The sequence below is a fragment of the Arthrobacter sp. Ld5 genome (assembly GCF_051172775.1).
In the GTDB taxonomy this organism is placed as follows: Bacteria; Actinomycetota; Actinomycetes; order Actinomycetales; family Micrococcaceae; genus Arthrobacter_D.
In genome coordinates, this window is the sequence record NZ_JBPKBO010000016.1 from 171,364 (window position 1) to 190,939 (window position 19,576).

Here is a 19,576-nt window from a genome sequence, read left to right on the forward strand (position 1 = left end):
CCGACGGCGCCCGTCAGGCACGAGCGGAGATCTGCTGGACCGCCCAGCCGTTGCCGTCCGGGTCGCTGAAGAACACGAAGCCGACATTGTCGAGTGCCGTCCCGCCCCGGTGCACCGCCTCCGGATCACTCCCCACCGACCGGATGTCACCGACAGCGACGCCGCGCTCCACGAGTTCCGCGTGCGCCCGGACCAGATCCGGGACGACCAGCTGGAGTCCCCGGACGGATCCGGGCGGCATCGCCGGCACCACTCCCTCGCCGATCACGATGGAGCAGCCGGAGCCCGGTGGCGTGAGCTGGACGAGCCGGTCGCCCGGGCTCACCGTAGTGTCGTGGTCGACCACGAAACCCAGCTGATCGGCGTAGAACCTCTTGGCGCGGTCGATGTCCGCCACGGGCACGACCACGACTTCCAGCGTCCAGTTCATGGAGTACTCCCGATCCGCTCGCTCCGGTGACAGTGCAGTGATCCTGCCAGCACAGAACCGTTGCCGCAACGGCCCTGCTACTGCAGCGCGGATGTCAGCCGCGCAACGCCGTCCAGGAAGGTCGACGAGAGCGGCTCCCGCGCCCACTCCTCACGGGTCAACTCGCGCGACACGGAACGATAGTGCTCCTCGACCTCGCGCATCCGTTGCACGAAGACGCGGCCACGCACCAGGAGCGAGACTTCGAAGTCCAGGCTGAAGGACCGGATGTCCATGTTGCTGGACCCGATGACCGCGATGTCGTCGTCGATCGACAGATGCTTCGCGTGCAGGATGTACGGTGCCGGGTAGCGGAAGATCCGCACCCCGGCCTCGAGGAGTTCCCCGTAGTAGGAGCGCTGGGCATGGAAGACCGGGCCCTGGTCGCCGATCTCGGAGACGAAGAGCTGGACGTCGAGGCCGCGCTGACAGGCGGACGTGATGGCGTACATCATCGCCTCGTCGGGGACGAAGTAGGGGCTCGTGATGATCGCCCGTTCCGTCGCCCCGTACAGCAGGGACAGGAACAGGCGCAGGTTGTTCTCGGTCTCGTAGGACGGACCGCTCGGCACCACCTGGCAGTCGATGGCCTCCACGGACTCGTCGACGACGGCAGCACGCATCGGCAGCACGGCGGGCGGTGAGGACGTGTCGAGGCGTTGCCCGGTCTCGGTCAGCCAGTCGGCGACGAACACGGCGTCGAGGGTCGTCACGACCGGTCCCTCGAGCCGCGTTACCAGTTCCTGCCACTGCAGGCCGCGCTTCAGGTTCTTCGGGCTGTTGTAGCTGCGGTCGATCAGGTTCTGGGAACCCATGAAGCCCACCCTCCCGTCGATCACGACCAGCTTGCGATGGTTGCGGAGGTCAGGCCGCTGGTACTTGCCCTTCAGGGGCATCACCGGCAGCATGTAACTCCATTCCACGCCGATGCGGTCGAGTTCCGCGAAGGTCTCCCTGTGGTGCACGATCCTGGTGGAGGAGACGTGGTCGGCGAGCAGGCGCACCGTCACGCCGCGGGTGACGGCCGCTTCCAGGGCCGCGAAGAACCCTCTGGTCGTGTCGTCGAAGGAGACGATGAAGAACTCCACGTGCACGAACCGTTCTGCTGTGTCGACCGCCGCGGCCATGGCGTCGATGGACTGTCGATAGTCGGCCAGCAGCAGGCCGGTGTTGCCGCCGACGACCGGGATGCCGCCGAGCAACTGGTTCTGCCGGGTGAGGCGGGTAAACCACTCCGGCCGGCTGTCCCGGGGCGTGGCCAGGTCGAGGCCTTCGGCGCCTGCCGCGATCGAGGCCGTGATCCGCCGCTGTTCGGCCCGGCGTCGCCTCGGCAGCTTGACCGAACCGATGACGAGATAGCACACCACGCCGATCAGCGGGAGCAGGACGATGAGCAGAAGCCATGCCATCGCCGCCGTGGGCTTGCGCCGCTTCGGAATGACGATCAACGCGGCGATGCAGACGGTCAGGTGCGCGAGCACCGCGACGATCCAGGTGAGGTTGGTGCTGAGGACCGCATCCATCAGTCCGCCCTCGCGGGAGTGGTGATGGGGCGCCGTCGTCCGGGAGTCATGGGTCCACGGTCGGGCGGGTTCCCGCCCCGGCGCATCACCCCCGACGAATGACGGGGCGCCGGCACACGCAGGCCGGTCCGGCTCCTGCCCAGCCCTCGACGCCGCCCCTCTACCTCGACTCGGCGGGAAAGGGAAGACCCCCCGGGTGGTCGTGCCTTCCAGGACCTTCCGGCTTGCATGCTAAGCGTGCTGATGTTCTCTTGGGACACGGAAGTGTCCAGCGCCCATCGGGAGAACAGCATGCAAAGTACCGCCGCAGCCCAGCACGCGCCGCTCAAGGCTGCCCTGCAGGACGACATCACGCTGCGGCACCTGGACATTGCGGAATCCGTCGCGCGGTCCTTCGCCGCCGCCGGCCCCGAGGCCGCGGACATCCGCCAGGTCGCCTACCTGGGACTCGTCAAGGCCGTGCAGCGCTTCGACCCGGCGCGCGGTATCGCGTTCGCCTCGTTCGCCGTGCCGACGATCAGCGGGGAGATCAAGCGCTACCTGCGTGACTCCTGCTGGGTGGTCCGGCCGCCGCGGGAGGTGCAGGACCTCCGCACCGAGATCGCCCGCACGGCCCCTGCGATGGCCCAGCGGCTCGGCCGCGAAGCCACCGCACGCGAGCTGGGGCTCGAGCTCGGCCGGCCGGAGCACAAGGTCCTCGAGGCTCAGGCCGCCGCGACGAGCCTCCGGCCGGTCTCGCTCGACGCGCCCTCGGAGGGTCATCCCTGGGCCGACACCCTGGCGAGCGGATTCGGCGGGGTGGAGCGCAGCGACGACATGCTCTCCCTGCGTGGTGCCGTCAACGACCTGGGGGACGGCGAGAAGGAACTCCTCTACCGCAGGTACTTCATGGAGCAGACCCAGCAGGGTATCGGTGACGAGCTCGGGATGTCCCAGATGCAGGTCTCGAGGGCGCTGGCGCGCATCCTGGTGAAACTGCAGAAGAGGCTTCTCGGCGCGCCCGCCACCGCGGAGCGTCAGGCCGTACGGTCCGGTACCGCCTAGGAGATCCCGTGGCCCGCGGCGGCGGCCAGGACCTGATCGACGGTCACGGCCAGCAGGGCCGGATCCGGTGTGGCGGAGAACGTCTCGCCCACCCGCACCGACTCGTCCGTCAGGACGGTGTGGGGTCCCGGCGGCGGCCCCCACTCCGAGGGCGGCGCCGGCCCGAACAGCACCACGGAAGGCCGGGCGTAGGCGGAGGCTAGGTGGGCGGCGCCCGTGTCCGCCGAGATCACCAGGGACGCACCCGCCACCAGTCCCGCGAAGGCGTCGAGCGGCAGGTCCCCGGCGGCGACCGTCGCCGCCGGCAGGCCCGCGGCATCGGCGACCGCGAGTGCCCGCGGCCGCTCCCTGGCACTGCCCGTGAAGACCACCCGGTGCCCGGCGGCGGCGAGGGTGCGGGCCACCGCCGCGAACCGGTCCACCGGCCAGAGTCGGCTCCCGTAGGCGGCCCCGACGTGCACGACGACGGCGTCCGGTGCCGGGTTCTCCACATCGGGCACCCGCAGCCTGCAGTCCAGCGGGTCCGCGGGGACGCCGTGCCAGCTGACGAGCGACGCCCACCGTTCGCGCTCCAGGATGCCGCTGCGCCACTCAGGGCCGTCCCAGCCCGGCGAGCGGTGCCCCATCCGGCGTCGCGCTCCGATCTCCTCGAGGCGGCCCCGGCTCTCTCCGCCGCTCCCGTGGAGGTTCACGGCCAGGTCGATGCGGCCGTGCTCGATGGGCAGGGGGTCGTCCAGGCCATGCGTGGGCAGGAGGTCGTCGACGGCGTCGGTGAGCGGCATCATCGGACGGAGCCATTCCTGTGCGGCGTACAGGATGCGGTGCTCCGGGTAGGCGCGCCGCAGTCCCTTGAGCGCGGGGACGGCCACGAGGAGGTCCCCGAGCTTCAGGGCCCGCAGCGCCAGGATCTCGGGACGCCCGTCCGGTGCCGGGGTGGACGCCGGGACCGGGCGGGAACCGGACCCTGCACCGCGCCCCGGCGGTCGGGCGGACGTGCCTGTGGTGTTGGAGCCCTCGGAAGTCATGGGACCGATCCTGCCAGAGCATCGGGACCGCACGTTGCAGGGCGCCCGGGAGTGCCTGCGGAGAAGAAGTTCGGCGGAAAGTGTTTAGTACTGCTCCTCTGCGGGAACTAAGCCTGTATGGATACTTCGGCCGGACCTCCACGGACGCCCCCACGGGCCGTCCTGTTCGACCGCGACGGGACGATCGTCGTGGACGTCCCCTACAACGGTGACCCCGCCCTCGTGCAGCCCATGCCCGGGGCACGCGCGGTGCTCGACGGCCTCCGGTCCCGCGGCATCCCGGTGGGCGTGGTGACCAACCAGTCGGGGATCGCCCGGGGGATCGTCACGCGCGGGCAGGTGGACGCCGTCAACGCCCGCGTCGAGGAGCTGCTCGGGCCGTTCGACGTCTGGGAGCTCTGCCCGCACGGGTCCGACGACGGCTGCACGTGCCGCAAGCCCGCTCCGGGGATGGTCCTCGCGGCCTGCGCCCGCCTGGGCCTCGAGGCCTCCGACGTCGCCGTCATCGGGGACATCGGCGCGGACATGGGAGCCGCCGCCGCCGCGGGGGCGCAGGCCGTCCTCGTGCCGACGGACGTCACGCTCGAGGACGAGATCCGCTCGGCGCCCGCCGTCGCCCGCACCCTCGCCGGAGCCGTCGACACCCTGTGGGCGGGGACGCCGTGAGGCGCCGGGTCCTCGTCGCCCGCCTCGACAGCGCCGGCGACGTGCTTCTCGCCGGCCCCGCCGTCCGTGCCATCGCCGCCGGCGACCACGGGGACTCCCCGAACGACGTCGTCATGCTGTGCGGCCCCCAGGGCGCCGCGGCGGCGCGGCTGCTGCCCGGCGTCGTCGACGTCGTCACGTGGTCCGCTCCCTGGATCGTGGATCCGGCCCCCGAGCCCACGCCGACGCTGATGGCCGAGCTGCACGACACCGTGACGGCGCTCGCCGTGGACGAGGCCGTGCTGCTGACCTCGTTCCACCAGTCGCCGCTGCCGCTCGCCCTGCTGCTCCGGCTCGCCGGCGTCCGGAGGATCGCCGGCGCGTCCGTGGACTACGCGGGCTCGCTCCTCGACGTGCGGCTCAAGCCCGGGGAGGACTTCCCGGAGGACCAGCCCGAAGCGGAACGCGCCCTCGGCATCTCGGAGGCCGCCGGGTACGCCCTGCCCCCCGGCGACGACGGCCGGCTGCAGGTCACCGACCTCACCGACGCCTCGGCGCTGGTCGGCGACGGACCCTACGTCGTCGTCCATCCCGGTGCCACCGTGCCGGCGCGTGCCTGGCCGCCCCTCCACCACGCGGCCGCCGTCGAGCTCCTGACCGCCGCCGGTTTCCGCGTGGTCGTCACCGGCGGCCCCGGCGAGACCGGACTGACGTCCACCGTCGCGGGCCCCGAGGCCCTCGACCTCGGGGGCAGGACCGACCTCGCCACGCTCGGCTCCGTCATCGCCGGGGCGAGCGTCATCGTCACCGGCAACACCGGGCCGGCGCACCTGGCGGCCGCCGTCGGCACCCCCGTCGTCTGCCTGTTCTCGCCCGTGGTCCCGGCGGTGCGCTGGGCGCCCTACCGCGTGCCCGTGGAACTGCTCGGCGACCAGGACGCGGCCTGCGCGCTCAGCCGGGCCCGCATCTGCCCCGTGCAGGGGCACCCCTGCCTGTCCGGCGTCTCCCCGGAGGACGTCGTGGACGCCGTGCTCCGGCTCAGCTCCGGGGTATCGTCACTCGGCTCACGCCGCAGCATCGGCCGCACGGAAGGCCGCCGACCAACGAGGGGACACCGATGAGGATCCTGCTATGGCACGTGCACGGAGGGTGGACCGACGCCTTCGTGCGGGGCACCCACACCTACGTGCTGCCCACCACACCCGACGGCGGGCCCTGGGGCCTCGGCCGCGCGGGCCGCGACTGGCCGGCCTCCGTTCTCGAGGTGGCGCCCTCCGACCTGGCGGACGCCGACATCGACGTCGTCGTCCTGCAGCGGGTCGAGGAGATCGCCGAGTGCGAGCGGCTCCTGGGGCGCACGCCCGGCCGCGACCTGCCCGCGGTCTTCCTCGAGCACAACACGCCGCGTCGCGACATCGTCGGCACCGTCCACCCGCTGGCGGGCCAGACGGACATCCCGATCGTCCATGTGACCCACTTCAACGCGCTCTTCTGGGACAACGGCAGGGCCGGCACCACCGTGATCGAACACGGCATCGTGGACCCGGGCTACCTCTACACCGGCGAGCTCGAGCAGCTCGCCGCCGTCATCAACGAGCCCGTGCGCCGCGGACGCATCACCGGCACCGACCTGCTGCCGCGCTTCGCGGGGGTCGCGCCGCTGGAGGTCTTCGGGATGGGGACCGACGGGCTGGCCGACGCCCTGGACCTCGCCCCCTCGGAGCTGCGCATCGGCGGCGACCTGCCCATGGCGCAGCTGCACGCGCGGCTCGGGCGGTCCCGGGCCTACGTCCACCCGCTGCGCTGGACCTCCCTCGGGCTCTCGCTCCTCGAAGCCATGCACGTGGGCCTGCCGGTCCTCGCGCTCGCGACCACGGAGGCGGCGCGTGCCGTGCCCCCCGAGGCCGGCTCGATCTCGACGGACGTCGACGACCTGGTCCGCACGGCGGCACACCTCGTCGAGGACCCGGACGAGGCCCGCACCCGGGGACGGGCCGCCCGCGCGGCCGCCCTCGCCCGGTACGGACTGGCCCGGTTCCTGGCCGACTGGGACGACGTCTTGGAGCAGGAGCCGACGCGGCGACGCGTCCTGGCGGTAGGAGAGAGGAAGACGCAGTGAGGATATCGATGGTGTCGGAGCATGCGAGTCCGCTCGCCGCGCTGGGGGGTGTCGACGCCGGCGGGCAGAACGTCCACGTCGCCGAGCTGTCCCTCGCGCTGGCCCGCCGGGGACACGACGTGACGGTCTACACGCGACGCGACGATCCGGCGCTGCCGGACCGCGTCCGCACCGACCCGCACCTGGAGGTCGTGCACGTCACCGCCGGCCCCGCGCGGAACGTCCCGAAGGACCTGCTGCTGCCCTACATGGGCGAGCTGGCGGAAGGGATCGTCGAGGACTGGGGGCAGGAGCCGCCGGACATCGTGCACGGGCACTTCTGGATGTCCGGGCTCGCCGCGCTCGACGCCGCAGGACGGTCGCGCGCGGACGGCCGGCCCGTCCAGGTCGTCCAGACCTTCCACGCCCTCGGCACCGTCAAGCGCCGGCATCAGGGCGCCGAGGACACCAGCCCCTCCGAACGCCTCATGCTGGAGGCGATGGTGGGACGCAGCGCCGACCGCATCGTCGCGACGTGCTCCGACGAGGTGTTCGAGCTCACGGCCATGGGCGTCCCGGGCAGCCGGGTGTCGATCGCCCCGTGCGGTGTCGACGTCGAACTGTTCACGCCGCACGGTCCCGTCGAGGACCGCACCCGCGCGCACCGCATCGTGAGCGTCGGCCGGCTCGTCCCCCGCAAGGGCATGGACCTCGTCGTCCGGGCGATGCGCGAGCTCGCCGACCTCGGCCGCGACGACGTCGAACTCCACATCGTGGGCGGCGCCGGCAGTTTCACAGGCCTCGAGGACGACCCGGAGGCGCAGCGCCTGCGTGCCCTCGCCGTCGATCTCGGCGTCGCCGACCGCGTCGTCCTGCGCGGGCAGGTGTCCCGGGCCGAGATGCCCGCCGTGCTGCGCAGCGCGGACGCGGTCGTGTGCGCCCCCTGGTACGAGCCCTTCGGGATCGTCCCGCTCGAGGCGATGGCGTGCGGGGTCCCGGTGATCGCCGCGGCCGTGGGCGGCCTCGTGGACACCGTGGTGGACGGCACGACGGGGCTGCATGTCCCGCCCCAGGACCCGGCGGCCATCGCCGCGGCCGTCGCCGGGATCATCGGCGAACCCGACTGGGCCCGCGAGCTCGGTGGGAACGGCTACCGCCGCGCCAAGGCCCGCTACTCCTGGAGCCGCATCGCCGCCGACACGGAGAAGGCCTACCAGCTGGCCCTCGCCGAAGCAGCACCCGCAGAACCGGCCACCGTGCGGCGCAGCGCCGCACGTCGACTCGAAAGCACAGGAGGCAGGGCACTGTGACCACGCAGACCGACGTCCCGACCGACACCCCGTCCACCGTCACCGCAGGCGCCCCGGACACCGTCCTGGCGGACTCGCGGCGCCTCGTCCTGGACCACCTCCGGGCCGTCACACCGGCCCTCGAGTCCCTCGCCCTCAACGCCGCCACCCTGGCGGGATGGGGCGTGGAGATGGCCGACCGCCTGATGGCCGGCCGACGCCTGCTCGCGGCCGGCAACGGCGGGTCCGCCGCCGAGGCCCAGCACCTGACGGCGGAACTCGTGGGCCGCTTCGACGGCGAGCGCGAACCGTTCTCCGCGATCTCCCTCCACGCGGAGAGCTCCGCGGTCACGGCCATCGCCAACGACTACGGGTTCGACCACCTGTACGCCCGGCAGGTCAGCGCCCACGGCCGGCCCGGAGACATCCTCGTCCTCCTGAGCACGAGCGGCAGGAGCCCGAACCTCCTGCACGCCGTCGACGCCGCCCGCTCGGCCGGCATCACGACGTGGGCGCTCACCGGCGCCGGGCCCAACCCCCTCACCGAGCGCGTCGACGACTACGTGGCGGTCGACGCCCGGTCCGCCAACGCCCAGGAGGGCCACCTCATCGCCCTGCACGCGATGTGCCGGGCCTTCGACGCCGAGGTGCACCGCCGTCGGGAGGCGCAGCGATGAGGATCGTCGTGGTCGGTGACGTCCTGCTCGACACGGACCTCTCCGGCGGGGCCGGACGGCTCTCACCGGACGCGCCCGTGCCCGTCGTCGACGTCGACGCCGTGCAGCGGCGTGCCGGGGGCGCGGGCCTCGTGGCCCGCATGCTGAGTGCCGACGGGCACGACGCCGTCCTGGTCACCGTCCTCGCGGAGGACGACGCGTCCGGGCTCCTGCGCGCCGAACTCGACGGCGTGACCGTCGTCGCCGGCCCCTCGGGCGCGCCCACCCCCGTGAAGACGAGGGTCCGGGCCTCCGGCCAGGCGGTCGTCCGGTTCGACGAGGGCTGCGCCACGCCTCCCGTGCCCGGGGTCACCGACGCCATGCTGGCCGCCCTGGACGGAGCCGACGCCATCGTCGCGGCGGACTACGGCCGCGGGCTGCTCGCCAACGAGGACCTGCGCGCGCGCCTCGCGACGCTCGCCGGGACGACCCCGGTGGTGTGGGACCCCCACCCCGCCGGCGCCCCGCCGGTCCCGGGCGTGGCCGCGGTGACCCCGAACCTCGGGGAGGCCCTGCGCTTCGCCGACGTCCAGGGCTCGGGGACGCGGGCCGCCGCCGCGGCGGCCGAGGTCCTGCTCGCCGCCTGGCGGAGCAAGGCCGTGCTCGTCACCATGGGCGACCACGGAGCCCTCGTCGCCGCGACGGGACTGCTGCCCCAGGTGGTGCCCGCGCCACGGGTCAGCGCCCCCGACCCCTGCGGCGCCGGGGACCGCTTCGCCTCGGCGCTCGCCGTCGGGCTCGCCCAGGGCGCCCCGATCGACGCCGCCGCCCAGCAGGCCACCGAGGCCGCCGCACACTTCCTGGCCTCCGGGGGCGTCGGTGCCATGGGCCGGCAGCGCGAGGACGCGCCGCAGCAGCTGCCCGTCGACGGGCTCGACGCCCTCACCGTCGTGCGCCGGACGCGCGAGGCCGGCGGGACCGTCGTCGCGACGGGCGGATGCTTCGACCTCCTGCACGCCGGGCACGCGCGGACCCTCGCCGCGGCGCGCCGGCTCGGCGACTGCCTGATCGTCTGCCTCAACTCGGACGACTCCGTGCGCGGGCTCAAGGGGGAGAGCCGGCCCATCATCAAGCAGGAGGACCGCGCGGAGCTGCTCTCGGCCCTCGGGTGCGTGGACGCCGTCCTGGTGTTCTCCGAGTCCACGCCGGAGAACGCGATCTCGCGCCTGCAGCCGGACATCTGGGTCAAGGGCGGCGACTACGCCGCCGAGGACCTCCCGGAGGCCGCGCTGGTGAGCAGCTGGGGCGGCAGGACCGTCACCGTCCCCTACATCCCCGCCCGCTCCACCACGAACCTGGCAGCCGCGCTCGCCCGCGTGGGCTGACCCCGCCGAAATCTTCCGGCCCGTCCGGCCGGACCGTGCACGCAACGAAAGGAACACCCATGACCGAGAACACGACGACCACCACGACCGGCAACGGCTACAACCCCGGACGCGTCCTGGTCACCGGCGGAGGCTCCGGCCTCGGCGCGGCCATCGTCCAGGGCGTCCTCGCCGCCGGGGGCACCCCCGTGGTGCTGGACCGCGACATCAGCCGGGTCACGGGCGTCAAGGCCTTCGAGGTCGACGTGGCCGACCGCCAGGCCGTCGAGACCGCGGTCCGTGAGGCCGCGGAGATGATGGACGGGCTCGACGCCGTCGTCACCGCCGCCGGGATCGACCGGTGCGGCTCGCTCGACACCGTGCCCGCCGACGAGTGGGAGAAGGTGATCGGCGTGAACCTGATGGGGACGGCGTCCACCGCGCGTGCCGCCCTGCCGTACCTGAAGCAGACCTCCGGCCGCGTGGTCACCATCGCCTCGACCCTCGGGATCAAGGCGGTCGGCGACGCGACAGCCTACTGCGCCTCGAAGTTCGGGGTCATGGGCTTCTCGCAGGCCCTGGCCGCGGAGACCACCGGGCAGATCGGCGTCACGACGGTCATCCCCGGCGGCATGAAGACGCGCTTCTTCGACGACCGCGACGAGCAGTACAAGCCGCAGGACGACTCCCGCCTCAACGATCCCGAACGCGTCGCGGAGGCCATCCTCTTCGCCCTCTCGCAGCCCAAGAGCTGCGAGATCCGCGAGATGGTCATCGCCCACGCAGAAGAAGGCTCGTGGCCCTGAGTTCCGCGACGTCCGCGTAGACGGCGTCGGGCCGGACGGCGGCGACGAGCGAGTCATCGTGCTCGCAGCGTTCCGCCGTCCAGCCCACCTGGGTGACGTCCACGCCGCACACCGGGCAGTGCGTCACCCAGGAGAAGTGGACGCGGTGGAGCGTGCGGCCGATCGCGCCCGCATTGATCATGTTGCCGATCCAGTAGACGCCGAGCGTGGGCGTGCCCACGGCCTGTGCGAGGTGCCGGGGACCGCTGTCGTTGCCGACCAGCACGGCACTGCGGTCGAGCACGCCGGCCAGCTCCCCGAGCGAGAGTTCGCCCGCGAGCGAGCGGACGTCCGCCGTCGGGGCCTGCGCGAGCGCCAGCCGGACGATCTCCTCCGCCGCCGGGACGTCCGTCGTGTCACCGACCACCACCACCTCGCAGCCGTCCGCGGACGCGCGCACCGCGACCTCGGCGAACGACGACGCCGGCCACCGGCGCCGCGGATCCGTCGCGCCCGGGTGCAGGGCGACGACCGCGCCGTCGCCGGTCAGCCGCTCCGCGTGCTCCACCTCCTCCGGCAGGACGCCGATCCGGGGTTCGAGGTCCACGGGCACGGCCCCCGCCAGCCCCACGACCTCCAGCGCACGGAAGACCTCGTGCTGGTAGTAGACGTAGGGGATGGTGCGTTCCAGTGCTACGGCGCCCGGCGTCCGCGTGCCGATCGTGTGGCGGGCCCCGAGCCGCAGGAGGAACGGGTTCGAGTTGCGGCCGCCACCGTGCAGTTGGACGGCGAGGTCGAAGGAGCCCCGGACGTCGTCGAAGAAGGCGTCCACGGCCCCGGGGTCCACGTCCCCTGGGCGCACGCCGGGGAAGACCGGCAGCTCCACGACCGAGGACACCGGCCCCGGCCGGCCCTCCAGCAGTGCCGCGTGGCCGGGCATGCCGAGCAGGGTGATCTCGGCGTCGGGATAGCGTGCTCCGAGGGCCGCGATCGCGGGCATCGCGAACATGAGGTCCCCGAGACCGCCGCCGCGCAGGACCGCGATCCGCCGGATGTCCCCGAAGGGTTCGAGCACCGGTCCCACTGCCCGCGCCGTGTCCTGCCGCCCGCCGAACTCCGCCGTCGTCGTGCCGTCCTGCATGGATGTCCTTTCCGTCCGCCGCGGGCCACCGCCGTCCAGCGCTCTCCCACTGACCCGTCGAGCCCCGGCTGCTCCTCCTGCCACCATATGCCAAGCATGCTGACGATTGTCGGGCGGCCGACAGAAATCGGTCCGCCGCCTGTGTGAGGGCGCGGCAGACGGGTACGGGAGGAGTAGATCAGCCGTTCCGGCCTTCGACCTCGAGGAGCACCATGTCCATCAACGCCCAGACGCCCGCGCTGCCCGACGTGCTCGGGAACGAGTCCATCACCATCGTCGATCCCCGGGACGGCAGCGAGGTGGGCACGCTGCCCTGCGCCGCGAGGGAGCAGGTCTCGCTCGCCGTCGGCCTCTCGCGGTCCGTGCAGCCCGAGTGGGCGGCCACCAGCCCGGCCGAACGGGGCGCGGCCCTGCGGCGGGCAGCCGCGGCACTGCGCGACGGCGCCCAGGACCTGGCGGAGCTCAACACACGGGAGACGGGCAAGCCGCCCGCGGATGCGCTCGGTGGCGTGGAAGCGGCCATCGCCACCCTCGAGCAGTATGCGGAACTCGGGCCCGTCCACCGCGGGCTCAGCCTGCGCGGCGCCGTCACGGCCACCGACTACACCGTGGCGGAGCCGCGCGGCGTCGCCGCCCTGCTGACCCCTTGGAACGATCCCGTGGCGGTTGCCGGCGGTCTCATCGGGGCGGCGCTCGTCACCGGCAACACGGTGATCCACAAACCCAGCGAGCGCTGCCCCCACGTGGGCGAGCTGCTCGGGCGCCTGCTGCAGCCGGCCTTCCCGGACGGCGTGTTCCTCACCCTGACCGGCGGCGCGGAGGTGGGGCAGCAGCTCACCACGGAGGCCGACGTCGATGTGTTCGCCCACGTGGGATCCAGCGACACCGGTGCCAGGATCGCCCGCGCGGCCGTCCTGACCGGTGCCCACGTCATCCGCGAGAACGGCGGCAACGACCCCCTGATCGTCGACGCCGACGTCGACCCCGTCTGGGCGGCAGGACAGGCGGCGCTCGGCGCCTTCGCGAACGCGGGGCAGATCTGCACCTCCGTGGAACGGATCTACGTGTGCCGGCCCGTCGCCGAGCCGTTCCTCGCTGCCCTCGCGGCGGAGGCCCGCAGCAGGAACGCCGGGAGGTCCTTCCCGCCGCTCGTGGACCGCCGGATGCGTGACGCCGTGGAGGCACAGGTCGCCGAGGCCCTCGACCAGGGCGCGACGTGCCTCGAGGGCGGGGCGGTCCCCGACGGCCCCGGCGCCCACTACCCGGCCACGGTGCTCTCGGACTGCACGGAGACCATGACCGTCATGACGGAGGAGACCTTCGGCCCGGTGGCCCCGGTGACCGTCGTCGACACCTTCGACGAGGCCCTGCGGCTCGCTGCCTCCGGGCCGTACGGGCTCGCCGCGTCCGTCCTGACGGGCAGCATCGCCCACGCGCAGCAGGCCATCGCCGGGCTCGCCGTCGGGACCGTCAAGGTCAACGCCGTGTTCGGCGGAGCGCCCGGCGGATCCGCCCAGCCGCGCGGCATCAGCGGGGCGGGATTCGGCTACGGCCCGGAGCTGCTGGACGAGTTCTCGCTCGTGAAGGTCGTCCACATCAGCGCGCCGCCGCAGGAGGGCTGATGGACGACGCCCAGCGCCACCCCGCCGACGGGGCGCCCGAGCACCGGGACGGCGACCTGGCGCTGGTGCGCCGCCTCGCCGCGTGGGTGCCCGCCGCCATCGCCGATCACGCGCCGTCCGTCACCGTGGTGGGGGACGCGATGCTGGACGGCTGGTGGAGCGGCACCATCGAGCGTTTCTGCCGGGAGGCTCCCGCGCCGGTCGTCGACATCACGCGCCGCGAGTACGCGGCCGGCGGCGCGGCGAACACGGCCGTGAACCTCGCCGCGCTCGGCGCCCGCGTGCGGATGTGCGGGCTCATCGGCGACGACGACGCCGGTCGCCGCCTGCGCGGCATCCTCGAGGACGCGGGCGTGGACACCATGCACCTCGTCCAGGACCCGCGGGTGTCCACCACGACCAAGTACCGGATCCTCGGCGGGGACCAGGTCATGCTGCGGCTCGACGACACGCACGACGGCCTCCCGCCGGCGGCGATCGCCGCGCTGGCCGCCCGGATCCCCGCCGCCGTCACGGGCGCCGAGGCGGTCGTCGTCTGCGACTACGGTTCCGGGGCGCTCGGCGGGGAGGTCCGCGCCGCCCTGGCGCGCCGTGCCACCCTCGACCCCGCCGCGGTGGTGGTGGTCGACGCCCACGACACCGCGGCCTGGTCCGCACTGCGCCCGGACATCGTCACGCCGAACGCCGCCGAGGCCGCGCAGGTCCTCGGCGCGCGCCTCGACGCGCGGACGGACCGCGCCGCCACGGTGGCGGCGCGGCGGAGCCGGCTGTTCGCGGCGACCAACGCCGTGAACGTCGTCGTCACGCTGGACCGCGACGGCACCGTCCTGCTCGGACCCGACGGCGAGGAGCACCGCACCTACGCCAGGCCCGCCACCGAGAAGCAGGCCTCCGGCGCCGGGGACACGTTCGTCGCGAGCCTGACCGCCGCACGCGCCGCGGGACTGCCACTCACCACGAGCCTCGACCTCGCGCAGGCCGCGGCGGACGTCGTCGTGCACCGCCCCGGCACGTCCGTGTGCACGACGGCGGACCTGACGGGCCACCTGCAGCAGTTCGCCGATACCGCCCTCGCCACGGACGAGCTGCTGCGCACGGTGGAGGCGGACCGCGCCGCCGGCAAGCGGATCGTCCTCACCAACGGCTGCTTCGACGTGCTGCACCGTGGACACACGCGCTACCTCGACCAGGCCAAGCGGCTCGGGGACGTGCTCGTGGTGGCCCTGAACGACGACGACGGCGTGCGCCGGCTGAAGGGCCCGGACCGGCCCATCAACCCGATCGCCGACCGCGCGGGCATCATCGCCTCCCTCAGCTGCGTCGACTACGTCACCGTCTTCTCGACCGACACCCTGGTGCCGCTGATCGAGCAGCTGAAGCCCGACGTCTACGCCAAGGGCGGCGACTACACCGCGCAGATGCTGGAGGAGACCCCCGCGGTCGAGGCCTGCGGCGGACGCGTCAGCATCCTCGACTACGTTCCCGAGCGGTACACCGCGGAGGTGGTCCGCCGCATCCGCGCCATCCCCGCGGTGGGGGAGACCCCGTGACGGCGCGGTGGTCGGGGGAGTGGGCGCTGGAGCCGCCGGCCCGCGAGCCCGAGGTGGACGTGCTGATCCCCTCCTTCGGACGCCCCGCCGAGCTCGCCGTTACGCTGGCGGGCCTCGCCGCGCAGGAGGGGCCGGCGTTCCGCGTCATCCTCAGCGACCAGACCGAGGACGAGCCCGCCGTCGACCAGCCGGCCGTCCGCGCGATGGTGCGGGTCCTCGAGGCGCAGGGCCGGGCGGTCCGGGTGGAACGGCACCTGCCGCGCCGGGGACTGGCCGAGCACCGGAACTTCCTGCTGGGCCTGGCCGACGCGCCGGCCGTCCTCTTCCTGGACAACGATGTGTGGCTCGAACCAGGCTCGCTGGACCGCATGAGCCGGGCCCTGCAGGCCGCCGGGTGCGGCTTCGTGGGATCCGCGGTGCAGGGGCTGTCCTACCTCGATGATCATCGGCCCCACGAGCGCGACGTGTTCGAGCTGTGGCCGGGCAACGAGGTGCGGCCCGAGCTTGTCCGTACGGGGACGGAGGGCTTCGGGCGGTGGCCCCTGCACAATGCGGCCAACCTCGCCCACGCGGCCGCCGAGCTCGCCGTCCCACGCGGCGAGTGGCGGCTCTACCACGTCGCCTGGGTGGGCGGCTGCGTCCTGTTCGACCGCCGGGCCCTCGTGGACTGCGGCGGGTTCGAGTTCTGGGACCGGCTGCCGCCCGGCCATGCGGGGGAGGACGTGGCCGCGCAATGGCGCGTCATGGAGCGCTACGGCGGCGCCGGCATCATCCCCTCCGGTGCAGTGCACCTGGAGGCACCCACCACGGTGGTCGACCGTGACACAGACGCTGCCCGGGAGATCCTGGGCCAGTGACGGTGCCTCCGTCCCGGAGCCACCAGGCAGTATCCGCACAACCGAACAGAAGGAGCAGCACATGGCAGATTCCAGCCCGATCGACATCCAAAAGGCCCTGGGCGGCGTGGACTACCCGGCCTCCAAGGAGGACCTCGTGCAGCACGCGAAGGACAAGGGCGCCGACCGCTCGGTCCTCGACACGCTCGAGAACCTGCCCGACCGCGAGTTCGAGTCGCCGGCGGAGGTCAACAAGGAAGCCGCCAAGTAGGAGCATCCGGTGGCGGCGTTCCCGGGGACGCCGCCACCGGGCTGCCCGCTTCGGGCTACTTCCGGGCGGGCTCCTGCGCCGCCCGCTCGCCCGACGCCGGCGCGCCGTCGTCCGAGTCCCCGGCGATATTCACCATCCAGCTGATCCCGAAGCGGTCGATGCACATGCCGAAGCTGTCGCCCCAGGGGGACGGCGCGAGGGGCATCACGACGTGGCCGCCGCCCGTGAGGGCGTCCCAGTAGCCACGGATCTCGTGCTCGTCGTCACCGCTGACCGACAGCGAGTGCCCGGCCGGAGGCGTGTACTCCATGCTGGCGGGCGTGTCGGCCCCCATCAGGACCTGCCCCGACGGGGTGGTGAGCATCGAATGCATGATCTTGTCCTGCTCGGCCGGGTCCTCGCTCACCTGGTACTCGGCGAAGGTAGTGCTGGTGAGCTCGCCGCCGAACACCGAGTGGTAGAAGGCCATGGCCTCCCTCGCGGTGTCCTTGAAGCTGAGGTACGTGTTGATCGTCGCTGCCATGGGAATCGCCTCTCCTCGGGTGGCCGTCGGCCACGCCCCTGTGATGGACGGAGCGATTATCGTCCGCAGGGGGCCGCCCGGGGAAGGGTCCCACGGAAATCAGGGTCGTGGGGGCTCCGGCCGCTGCCCGATCGCGCCGGCGACCTTCTCCTCCAGTGAGCTGACCGTGGCGTCCGGCAGCACGATCAGGCCGTCGAGCTCCCGGCGGGCACGCCGGTAGGCGGTCTGGCGCTCCGCCGCGGTCGCGGCGTCGTCGATCGCCACGGTGACGAGACGGCGCGCCGTCTCCAGCCGTTGCCGTTCCTCGGTGGTGAACCCGCTCGCCCGGACCCGCCGGGCTTCGGTCTCCGCGATCTGGAAGGCGACGTCGTAGGAGGTGACGGCGGACCGGTATGCCGCGAGGTCGTCGCGTGCCACGGGCGCGGACGGTTCCGGCCGCAACGCGTCCGCCTCCCGCTTGGCCCGCAGGAAGGCCACGGTGAGGGGCTCGCGGACGTCGGTCATCATGGGGTAGTCGATGAGCTTCGCGGCATCGAGTTCGTACGTGAGCCACTTCCGGTCCACCTCGTCGTGCATGCGCTGCACGTGCTCGAGCGGGGTCCTCGTGGGGACGGGCTGCGCCGCAGCGGTCGGCGGGGCCTCGGACGGCGCGGCGAGGGGCGCGGGATGCTTCAGCCGGTACAGCTCGATCTTCCGCTGGTGCCGCCGCTCCGACGCCTCGGTGAGCGACTTGCCCCAGATCGCGAAGACCCCGGAGAGCGGGAAGACCAGCCACCAGTAGCTCCCTGCGAAGGAAAGGAGTTCGTTCACGGGTCCATCGTAGGCCCGGCCGCCGTGCCCCACGCGGTTGCCGGCGCCGGGCGCGGGATCAATAGACGAAGCCCCGCCCTGCAGGCGGCGAGACCTGAGGACGGGGCTTCGATGTGCACCCCCCGGGACTTGAACCCGGAACCCATTGATTAAGAGTCAATTGCTCTGCCAATTGAGCTAGAGGTGCGTAGCGTTTTCCCGGCTTCTTCGTGCCGTCCGGGTCATCCGCAACAGCATGAAACTCTACCAGCACTTCGGCCGAAACCTGAAACCGGGGAGGTGGTGCCGTCCCCGGGGCCCGGGAATCCGGGACGAGCCCGGCGCAGGAGGCGGACCAGGGCGGCGGCGCTAGGCTGACGCCATGACGATCCCCGATGCAGCGCCACCGACCGTCCGCACCCTGAGCGTCCCGTCCGCGGACCTGCGGGATGCCCTGTCCGGCGTCTCGCCCGCCGTCGACGTGGTGCTGTGGGACTTCCGGACCCCGCCCGAGGGCTGCGACCCGGCCACACTCGACGCCGTCGTCCTGCCGTACACGGGGCGTACGCACCTCGACGGGGCGCTCGATGCGGCCGTGAACGTCGCGCTCGTGCAGACGCAGTCCACCGGGTACGACGGCGTGGCGGAGCTCGTGGGACCCGACGTCGCCATCGCCACGGCCGCGGGGGTCCACGCGGCGGCCACGGCGGAACTCGCCGTCGGGCTCGCCCTCGCGTCGCTGCGGGGGATCGACGATGCCGTCCGGCAGCAGGCCGAGGGCCGCTGGCACAGCGCACGCTACCCGGGCCTCGCGGACCGGAAGGTCCTGCTGGTGGGCGTCGGTGGGATCGGCGAGGAGATCCGCCGGAGGCTCGTCCCCTTCAAGACGACCGTCACGCGGGTGGGCAGCACGGCACGCGACGACGCCCTGGGGCATGTCCACGGCAGCGACGAACTCGTCCGGCTCGCGCCCGGGCACGACGTCGTCATCGTGATCACGCCGCTCACGGACGCCACCCGCGGCCTGATCGGCGCGGAGGTGCTCGCGGCGCTGCCCGACGGCGCGCTCGTCGTCAACGTGGCCCGCGGCGCCGTCGTCGACACCGGCGCGCTGACCCGCGAGGTGGTATCGGGCCGGCTGCGGGCGGCGCTCGACGTCGTCGACCCGGAGCCGCTGCCCGAGGGCCACCCGCTGTGGAGCGCGCCCGGGGCGATCATCACGCCGCATGTCGGCGGCAACACCGGCGCCTTCCCGCCGCGGATCCTCGCGCTGCTCCGCCGCCAGGTGGAACTGCTCGGCCGGGGCGCGGAACCCGTGAACCTCGTGCGGCGCGGCCCCTGGGCCTGAGCCGGGTCCGGGTCAGGCCATCCCGATGAAGGCGTCCATGAAGGCCGTGAAGTCCGTCACGTCCTCGTGCTGGGCGAGGTGCAGGGCCGTGCCGGGGCCGACGTCGAGCACGGGCGCCGGCGTCACGCCGAACCGGAAGATGCGCCCGGTGCTGGTGCCCACCTCGAAGCTGCCGTCCTCGTCCCACTGCAGGGCGTGCGCGAGGTTCGTCATGTTGACCTCCACGGGAACGCCCGCGCCCGTGATGCCGGCGAGGTCCACCGGGGCGATCATGAGCTCGGCGGGCTTCCACCGGTAGCCCACCACGTAGGCCGTCCGGGCGCCGGGAGCGTCCGCCGGCACCGCGAACACGAGGTTGTAGTCGCCGTAGTTCGGGATCTGCGAGTCGAAGACCCGTCGGAGGGCGTTCTTGAGGCCCTGTCCGCCGTCGAGCGGTGGGCTGGAGGAGGGCTCTTCGGGGGTCATATCACGGCCATCGGGGTAGGAGGCGGTCGGTCTCGTCCCCTCGCGGGGCTGCTCGCAGGCGCCGGGCGGGCTGTCGATTCGCCCGCGAGGTCCACACTGTACCGGAGGGCGCCCGGCCCGGACGAGGCGCCAC

20 protein-coding genes and 1 tRNA gene are annotated in these 19,576 nt (G+C 73.1%); 13 read left to right on the forward strand and 8 right to left on the reverse strand.

Features of this window, described 5'->3' with window-relative positions:
• Window positions 1-13 precede the first annotated feature (13 nt).
• Window positions 14-430 (reverse strand): VOC family protein, encoded by a 417-nt coding sequence (locus ACSGDB_RS07495; RefSeq protein WP_434993914.1) that lies wholly within the window; start codon window positions 428-430, stop codon window positions 14-16.
• A gap of 77 nt (window positions 431-507) precedes the next feature.
• Entirely contained in the window at window positions 508-1,992 is a 1,485-nt protein-coding gene (gene cls / locus ACSGDB_RS07500) for a cardiolipin synthase (protein WP_434993915.1), read from the reverse strand.
• Between the two features lie 291 nt (window positions 1,993-2,283).
• On the opposite strand from cls, the gene ACSGDB_RS07505 reads away from it, so the two are divergent.
• The gene (locus ACSGDB_RS07505; RefSeq protein ID WP_434993916.1) at window positions 2,284-3,036 is read left to right on the forward strand and encodes a sigma-70 family RNA polymerase sigma factor; all 753 of its coding nucleotides are present in this window, start codon (window positions 2,284-2,286) and stop codon (window positions 3,034-3,036) included.
• Here ACSGDB_RS07505 and ACSGDB_RS07510 read toward each other — a convergent pair.
• A complete protein-coding gene (locus ACSGDB_RS07510; protein WP_434993917.1) occupies window positions 3,033-4,061 on the reverse strand; it encodes a glycosyltransferase family 9 protein in 1,029 nt (342 codons plus the stop codon). The two genes, ACSGDB_RS07505 and ACSGDB_RS07510, sit on opposite strands and share 4 nt — an antisense overlap.
• Window positions 4,062-4,178: 117 nt before the next feature.
• Here ACSGDB_RS07510 and ACSGDB_RS07515 point away from each other — a divergent pair, with 117 nt between their 5' ends.
• Genes ACSGDB_RS07515 through ACSGDB_RS07545 form a run of 7 tightly spaced genes read left to right on the forward strand, consistent with a single transcriptional unit; the run spans window position 4,179 to window position 10,919 of the window.
• Window positions 4,179-4,727, forward strand: a complete 549-nt coding sequence (locus ACSGDB_RS07515) for a D-glycero-alpha-D-manno-heptose-1,7-bisphosphate 7-phosphatase (RefSeq protein ID WP_434993918.1) — start codon at window positions 4,179-4,181, stop codon at window positions 4,725-4,727.
• Window positions 4,724-5,827: a glycosyltransferase family 9 protein gene (locus ACSGDB_RS07520; protein WP_434993919.1), complete on the forward strand. Its 1,104-nt coding sequence runs from the start codon at window positions 4,724-4,726 to the stop codon at window positions 5,825-5,827. Before ACSGDB_RS07515 ends, ACSGDB_RS07520 begins: the two co-directional genes overlap by 4 nt.
• Window positions 5,824-6,825 (forward strand): glycosyltransferase, encoded by a 1,002-nt coding sequence (locus ACSGDB_RS07525; protein WP_434993920.1) that lies wholly within the window; start codon window positions 5,824-5,826, stop codon window positions 6,823-6,825. Before ACSGDB_RS07520 ends, ACSGDB_RS07525 begins: the two co-directional genes overlap by 4 nt.
• Window positions 6,822-8,114 (forward strand): glycosyltransferase, encoded by a 1,293-nt coding sequence (locus ACSGDB_RS07530; protein WP_434993921.1) that lies wholly within the window; start codon window positions 6,822-6,824, stop codon window positions 8,112-8,114. Before ACSGDB_RS07525 ends, ACSGDB_RS07530 begins: the two co-directional genes overlap by 4 nt.
• The gene (locus tag ACSGDB_RS07535) at window positions 8,111-8,770 is read left to right on the forward strand and encodes a D-sedoheptulose-7-phosphate isomerase (protein WP_434993923.1); all 660 of its coding nucleotides are present in this window, start codon (window positions 8,111-8,113) and stop codon (window positions 8,768-8,770) included. The genes ACSGDB_RS07530 and ACSGDB_RS07535 overlap by 4 nt, the downstream gene beginning before the upstream one ends.
• The gene (locus tag ACSGDB_RS07540; protein WP_434993924.1) at window positions 8,767-10,134 is read left to right on the forward strand and encodes a PfkB family carbohydrate kinase; all 1,368 of its coding nucleotides are present in this window, start codon (window positions 8,767-8,769) and stop codon (window positions 10,132-10,134) included. Before ACSGDB_RS07535 ends, ACSGDB_RS07540 begins: the two co-directional genes overlap by 4 nt.
• Before the next feature lie 59 nt (window positions 10,135-10,193).
• A complete protein-coding gene (locus tag ACSGDB_RS07545; RefSeq protein WP_434993925.1) occupies window positions 10,194-10,919 on the forward strand; it encodes an SDR family oxidoreductase in 726 nt (241 codons plus the stop codon).
• On the opposite strand, the gene ACSGDB_RS07550 is transcribed toward ACSGDB_RS07545, so the two are convergent.
• Window positions 10,885-12,039, reverse strand: a complete 1,155-nt coding sequence (locus ACSGDB_RS07550; protein ID WP_434993926.1) for a glycosyltransferase family 9 protein — start codon at window positions 12,037-12,039, stop codon at window positions 10,885-10,887. The two genes, ACSGDB_RS07545 and ACSGDB_RS07550, sit on opposite strands and share 35 nt — an antisense overlap.
• Window positions 12,040-12,251: 212 nt before the next feature.
• On the opposite strand from ACSGDB_RS07550, the gene ACSGDB_RS07555 reads away from it, so the two are divergent.
• From ACSGDB_RS07555 to ACSGDB_RS07570, 4 genes are all read left to right on the forward strand, one after another.
• Window positions 12,252-13,661 (forward strand): aldehyde dehydrogenase family protein, encoded by a 1,410-nt coding sequence (locus tag ACSGDB_RS07555; protein ID WP_434993927.1) that lies wholly within the window; start codon window positions 12,252-12,254, stop codon window positions 13,659-13,661.
• Window positions 13,661-15,211 carry a PfkB family carbohydrate kinase gene (locus tag ACSGDB_RS07560; protein ID WP_434993928.1) on the forward strand — a complete coding sequence of 517 codons (1,551 nt, stop codon included), beginning with the start codon at window positions 13,661-13,663 and terminating at the stop codon, window positions 15,209-15,211. Before ACSGDB_RS07555 ends, ACSGDB_RS07560 begins: the two co-directional genes overlap by 1 nt.
• Window positions 15,208-16,068, forward strand: coding sequence for a glycosyltransferase family 2 protein (locus tag ACSGDB_RS07565; RefSeq protein ID WP_434993929.1), 861 nt, complete (start codon window positions 15,208-15,210; stop codon window positions 16,066-16,068). Before ACSGDB_RS07560 ends, ACSGDB_RS07565 begins: the two co-directional genes overlap by 4 nt.
• Window positions 16,069-16,129: 61 nt before the next feature.
• On the forward strand, window positions 16,130-16,318 hold the full coding sequence (locus ACSGDB_RS07570; RefSeq protein ID WP_434993930.1) for a DUF2795 domain-containing protein: 189 nt from the start codon (window positions 16,130-16,132) through the stop codon (window positions 16,316-16,318).
• A 55-nt stretch (window positions 16,319-16,373) separates the two neighbouring features.
• Here ACSGDB_RS07570 and ACSGDB_RS07575 read toward each other — a convergent pair whose 3' ends face one another.
• From ACSGDB_RS07575 to ACSGDB_RS07585, 3 genes are all read right to left on the reverse strand, one after another.
• Entirely contained in the window at window positions 16,374-16,841 is a 468-nt protein-coding gene (locus ACSGDB_RS07575) for a VOC family protein (RefSeq protein WP_434993931.1), read from the reverse strand.
• A 99-nt stretch (window positions 16,842-16,940) separates the two neighbouring features.
• On the reverse strand, window positions 16,941-17,651 hold the full coding sequence (locus ACSGDB_RS07580; RefSeq protein ID WP_434993932.1) for a hypothetical protein: 711 nt from the start codon (window positions 17,649-17,651) through the stop codon (window positions 16,941-16,943).
• 114 nt (window positions 17,652-17,765) lie between these two features.
• Window positions 17,766-17,838 (reverse strand) — tRNA-Lys (locus ACSGDB_RS07585).
• 174 nt (window positions 17,839-18,012) lie between these two features.
• On the opposite strand from ACSGDB_RS07585, the gene ACSGDB_RS07590 reads away from it, so the two are divergent.
• Window positions 18,013-18,978 carry a 2-hydroxyacid dehydrogenase gene (locus ACSGDB_RS07590; RefSeq protein ID WP_434993933.1) on the forward strand — a complete coding sequence of 322 codons (966 nt, stop codon included), beginning with the start codon at window positions 18,013-18,015 and terminating at the stop codon, window positions 18,976-18,978.
• Between the two features lie 12 nt (window positions 18,979-18,990).
• Here ACSGDB_RS07590 and ACSGDB_RS07595 read toward each other — a convergent pair whose 3' ends face one another.
• Entirely contained in the window at window positions 18,991-19,443 is a 453-nt protein-coding gene (locus ACSGDB_RS07595) for a hypothetical protein (RefSeq protein ID WP_434993934.1), read from the reverse strand.
• Window positions 19,444-19,576: the final 133 nt, after the last annotated feature.

Coding starts and splice junctions, on each gene's coding strand:
- ACSGDB_RS07495 (WP_434993914.1), bottom strand. CDS start 430: ATGAACTGGACGCTGGAAGTCGTGGTCGTGCCCGTGGCGGACATCGAC.
- cls (WP_434993915.1), bottom strand. CDS start 1,992: ATGGATGCGGTCCTCAGCACCAACCTCACCTGGATCGTCGCGGTGCTC.
- ACSGDB_RS07505 (WP_434993916.1), top strand. CDS start 2,284: ATGCAAAGTACCGCCGCAGCCCAGCACGCGCCGCTCAAGGCTGCCCTG.
- ACSGDB_RS07510 (WP_434993917.1), bottom strand. CDS start 4,061: ATGACTTCCGAGGGCTCCAACACCACAGGCACGTCCGCCCGACCGCCG.
- ACSGDB_RS07515 (WP_434993918.1), top strand. CDS start 4,179: ATGGATACTTCGGCCGGACCTCCACGGACGCCCCCACGGGCCGTCCTG.
- ACSGDB_RS07525 (WP_434993920.1), top strand. CDS start 5,824: ATGAGGATCCTGCTATGGCACGTGCACGGAGGGTGGACCGACGCCTTC.
- ACSGDB_RS07540 (WP_434993924.1), top strand. CDS start 8,767: ATGAGGATCGTCGTGGTCGGTGACGTCCTGCTCGACACGGACCTCTCC.
- ACSGDB_RS07545 (WP_434993925.1), top strand. CDS start 10,194: ATGACCGAGAACACGACGACCACCACGACCGGCAACGGCTACAACCCC.
- ACSGDB_RS07550 (WP_434993926.1), bottom strand. CDS start 12,039: ATGCAGGACGGCACGACGACGGCGGAGTTCGGCGGGCGGCAGGACACG.
- ACSGDB_RS07555 (WP_434993927.1), top strand. CDS start 12,252: ATGTCCATCAACGCCCAGACGCCCGCGCTGCCCGACGTGCTCGGGAAC.
- ACSGDB_RS07560 (WP_434993928.1), top strand. CDS start 13,661: ATGGACGACGCCCAGCGCCACCCCGCCGACGGGGCGCCCGAGCACCGG.
- ACSGDB_RS07570 (WP_434993930.1), top strand. CDS start 16,130: ATGGCAGATTCCAGCCCGATCGACATCCAAAAGGCCCTGGGCGGCGTG.
- ACSGDB_RS07575 (WP_434993931.1), bottom strand. CDS start 16,841: ATGGCAGCGACGATCAACACGTACCTCAGCTTCAAGGACACCGCGAGG.
- ACSGDB_RS07590 (WP_434993933.1), top strand. CDS start 18,013: ATGACGATCCCCGATGCAGCGCCACCGACCGTCCGCACCCTGAGCGTC.
- ACSGDB_RS07595 (WP_434993934.1), bottom strand. CDS start 19,443: ATGACCCCCGAAGAGCCCTCCTCCAGCCCACCGCTCGACGGCGGACAG.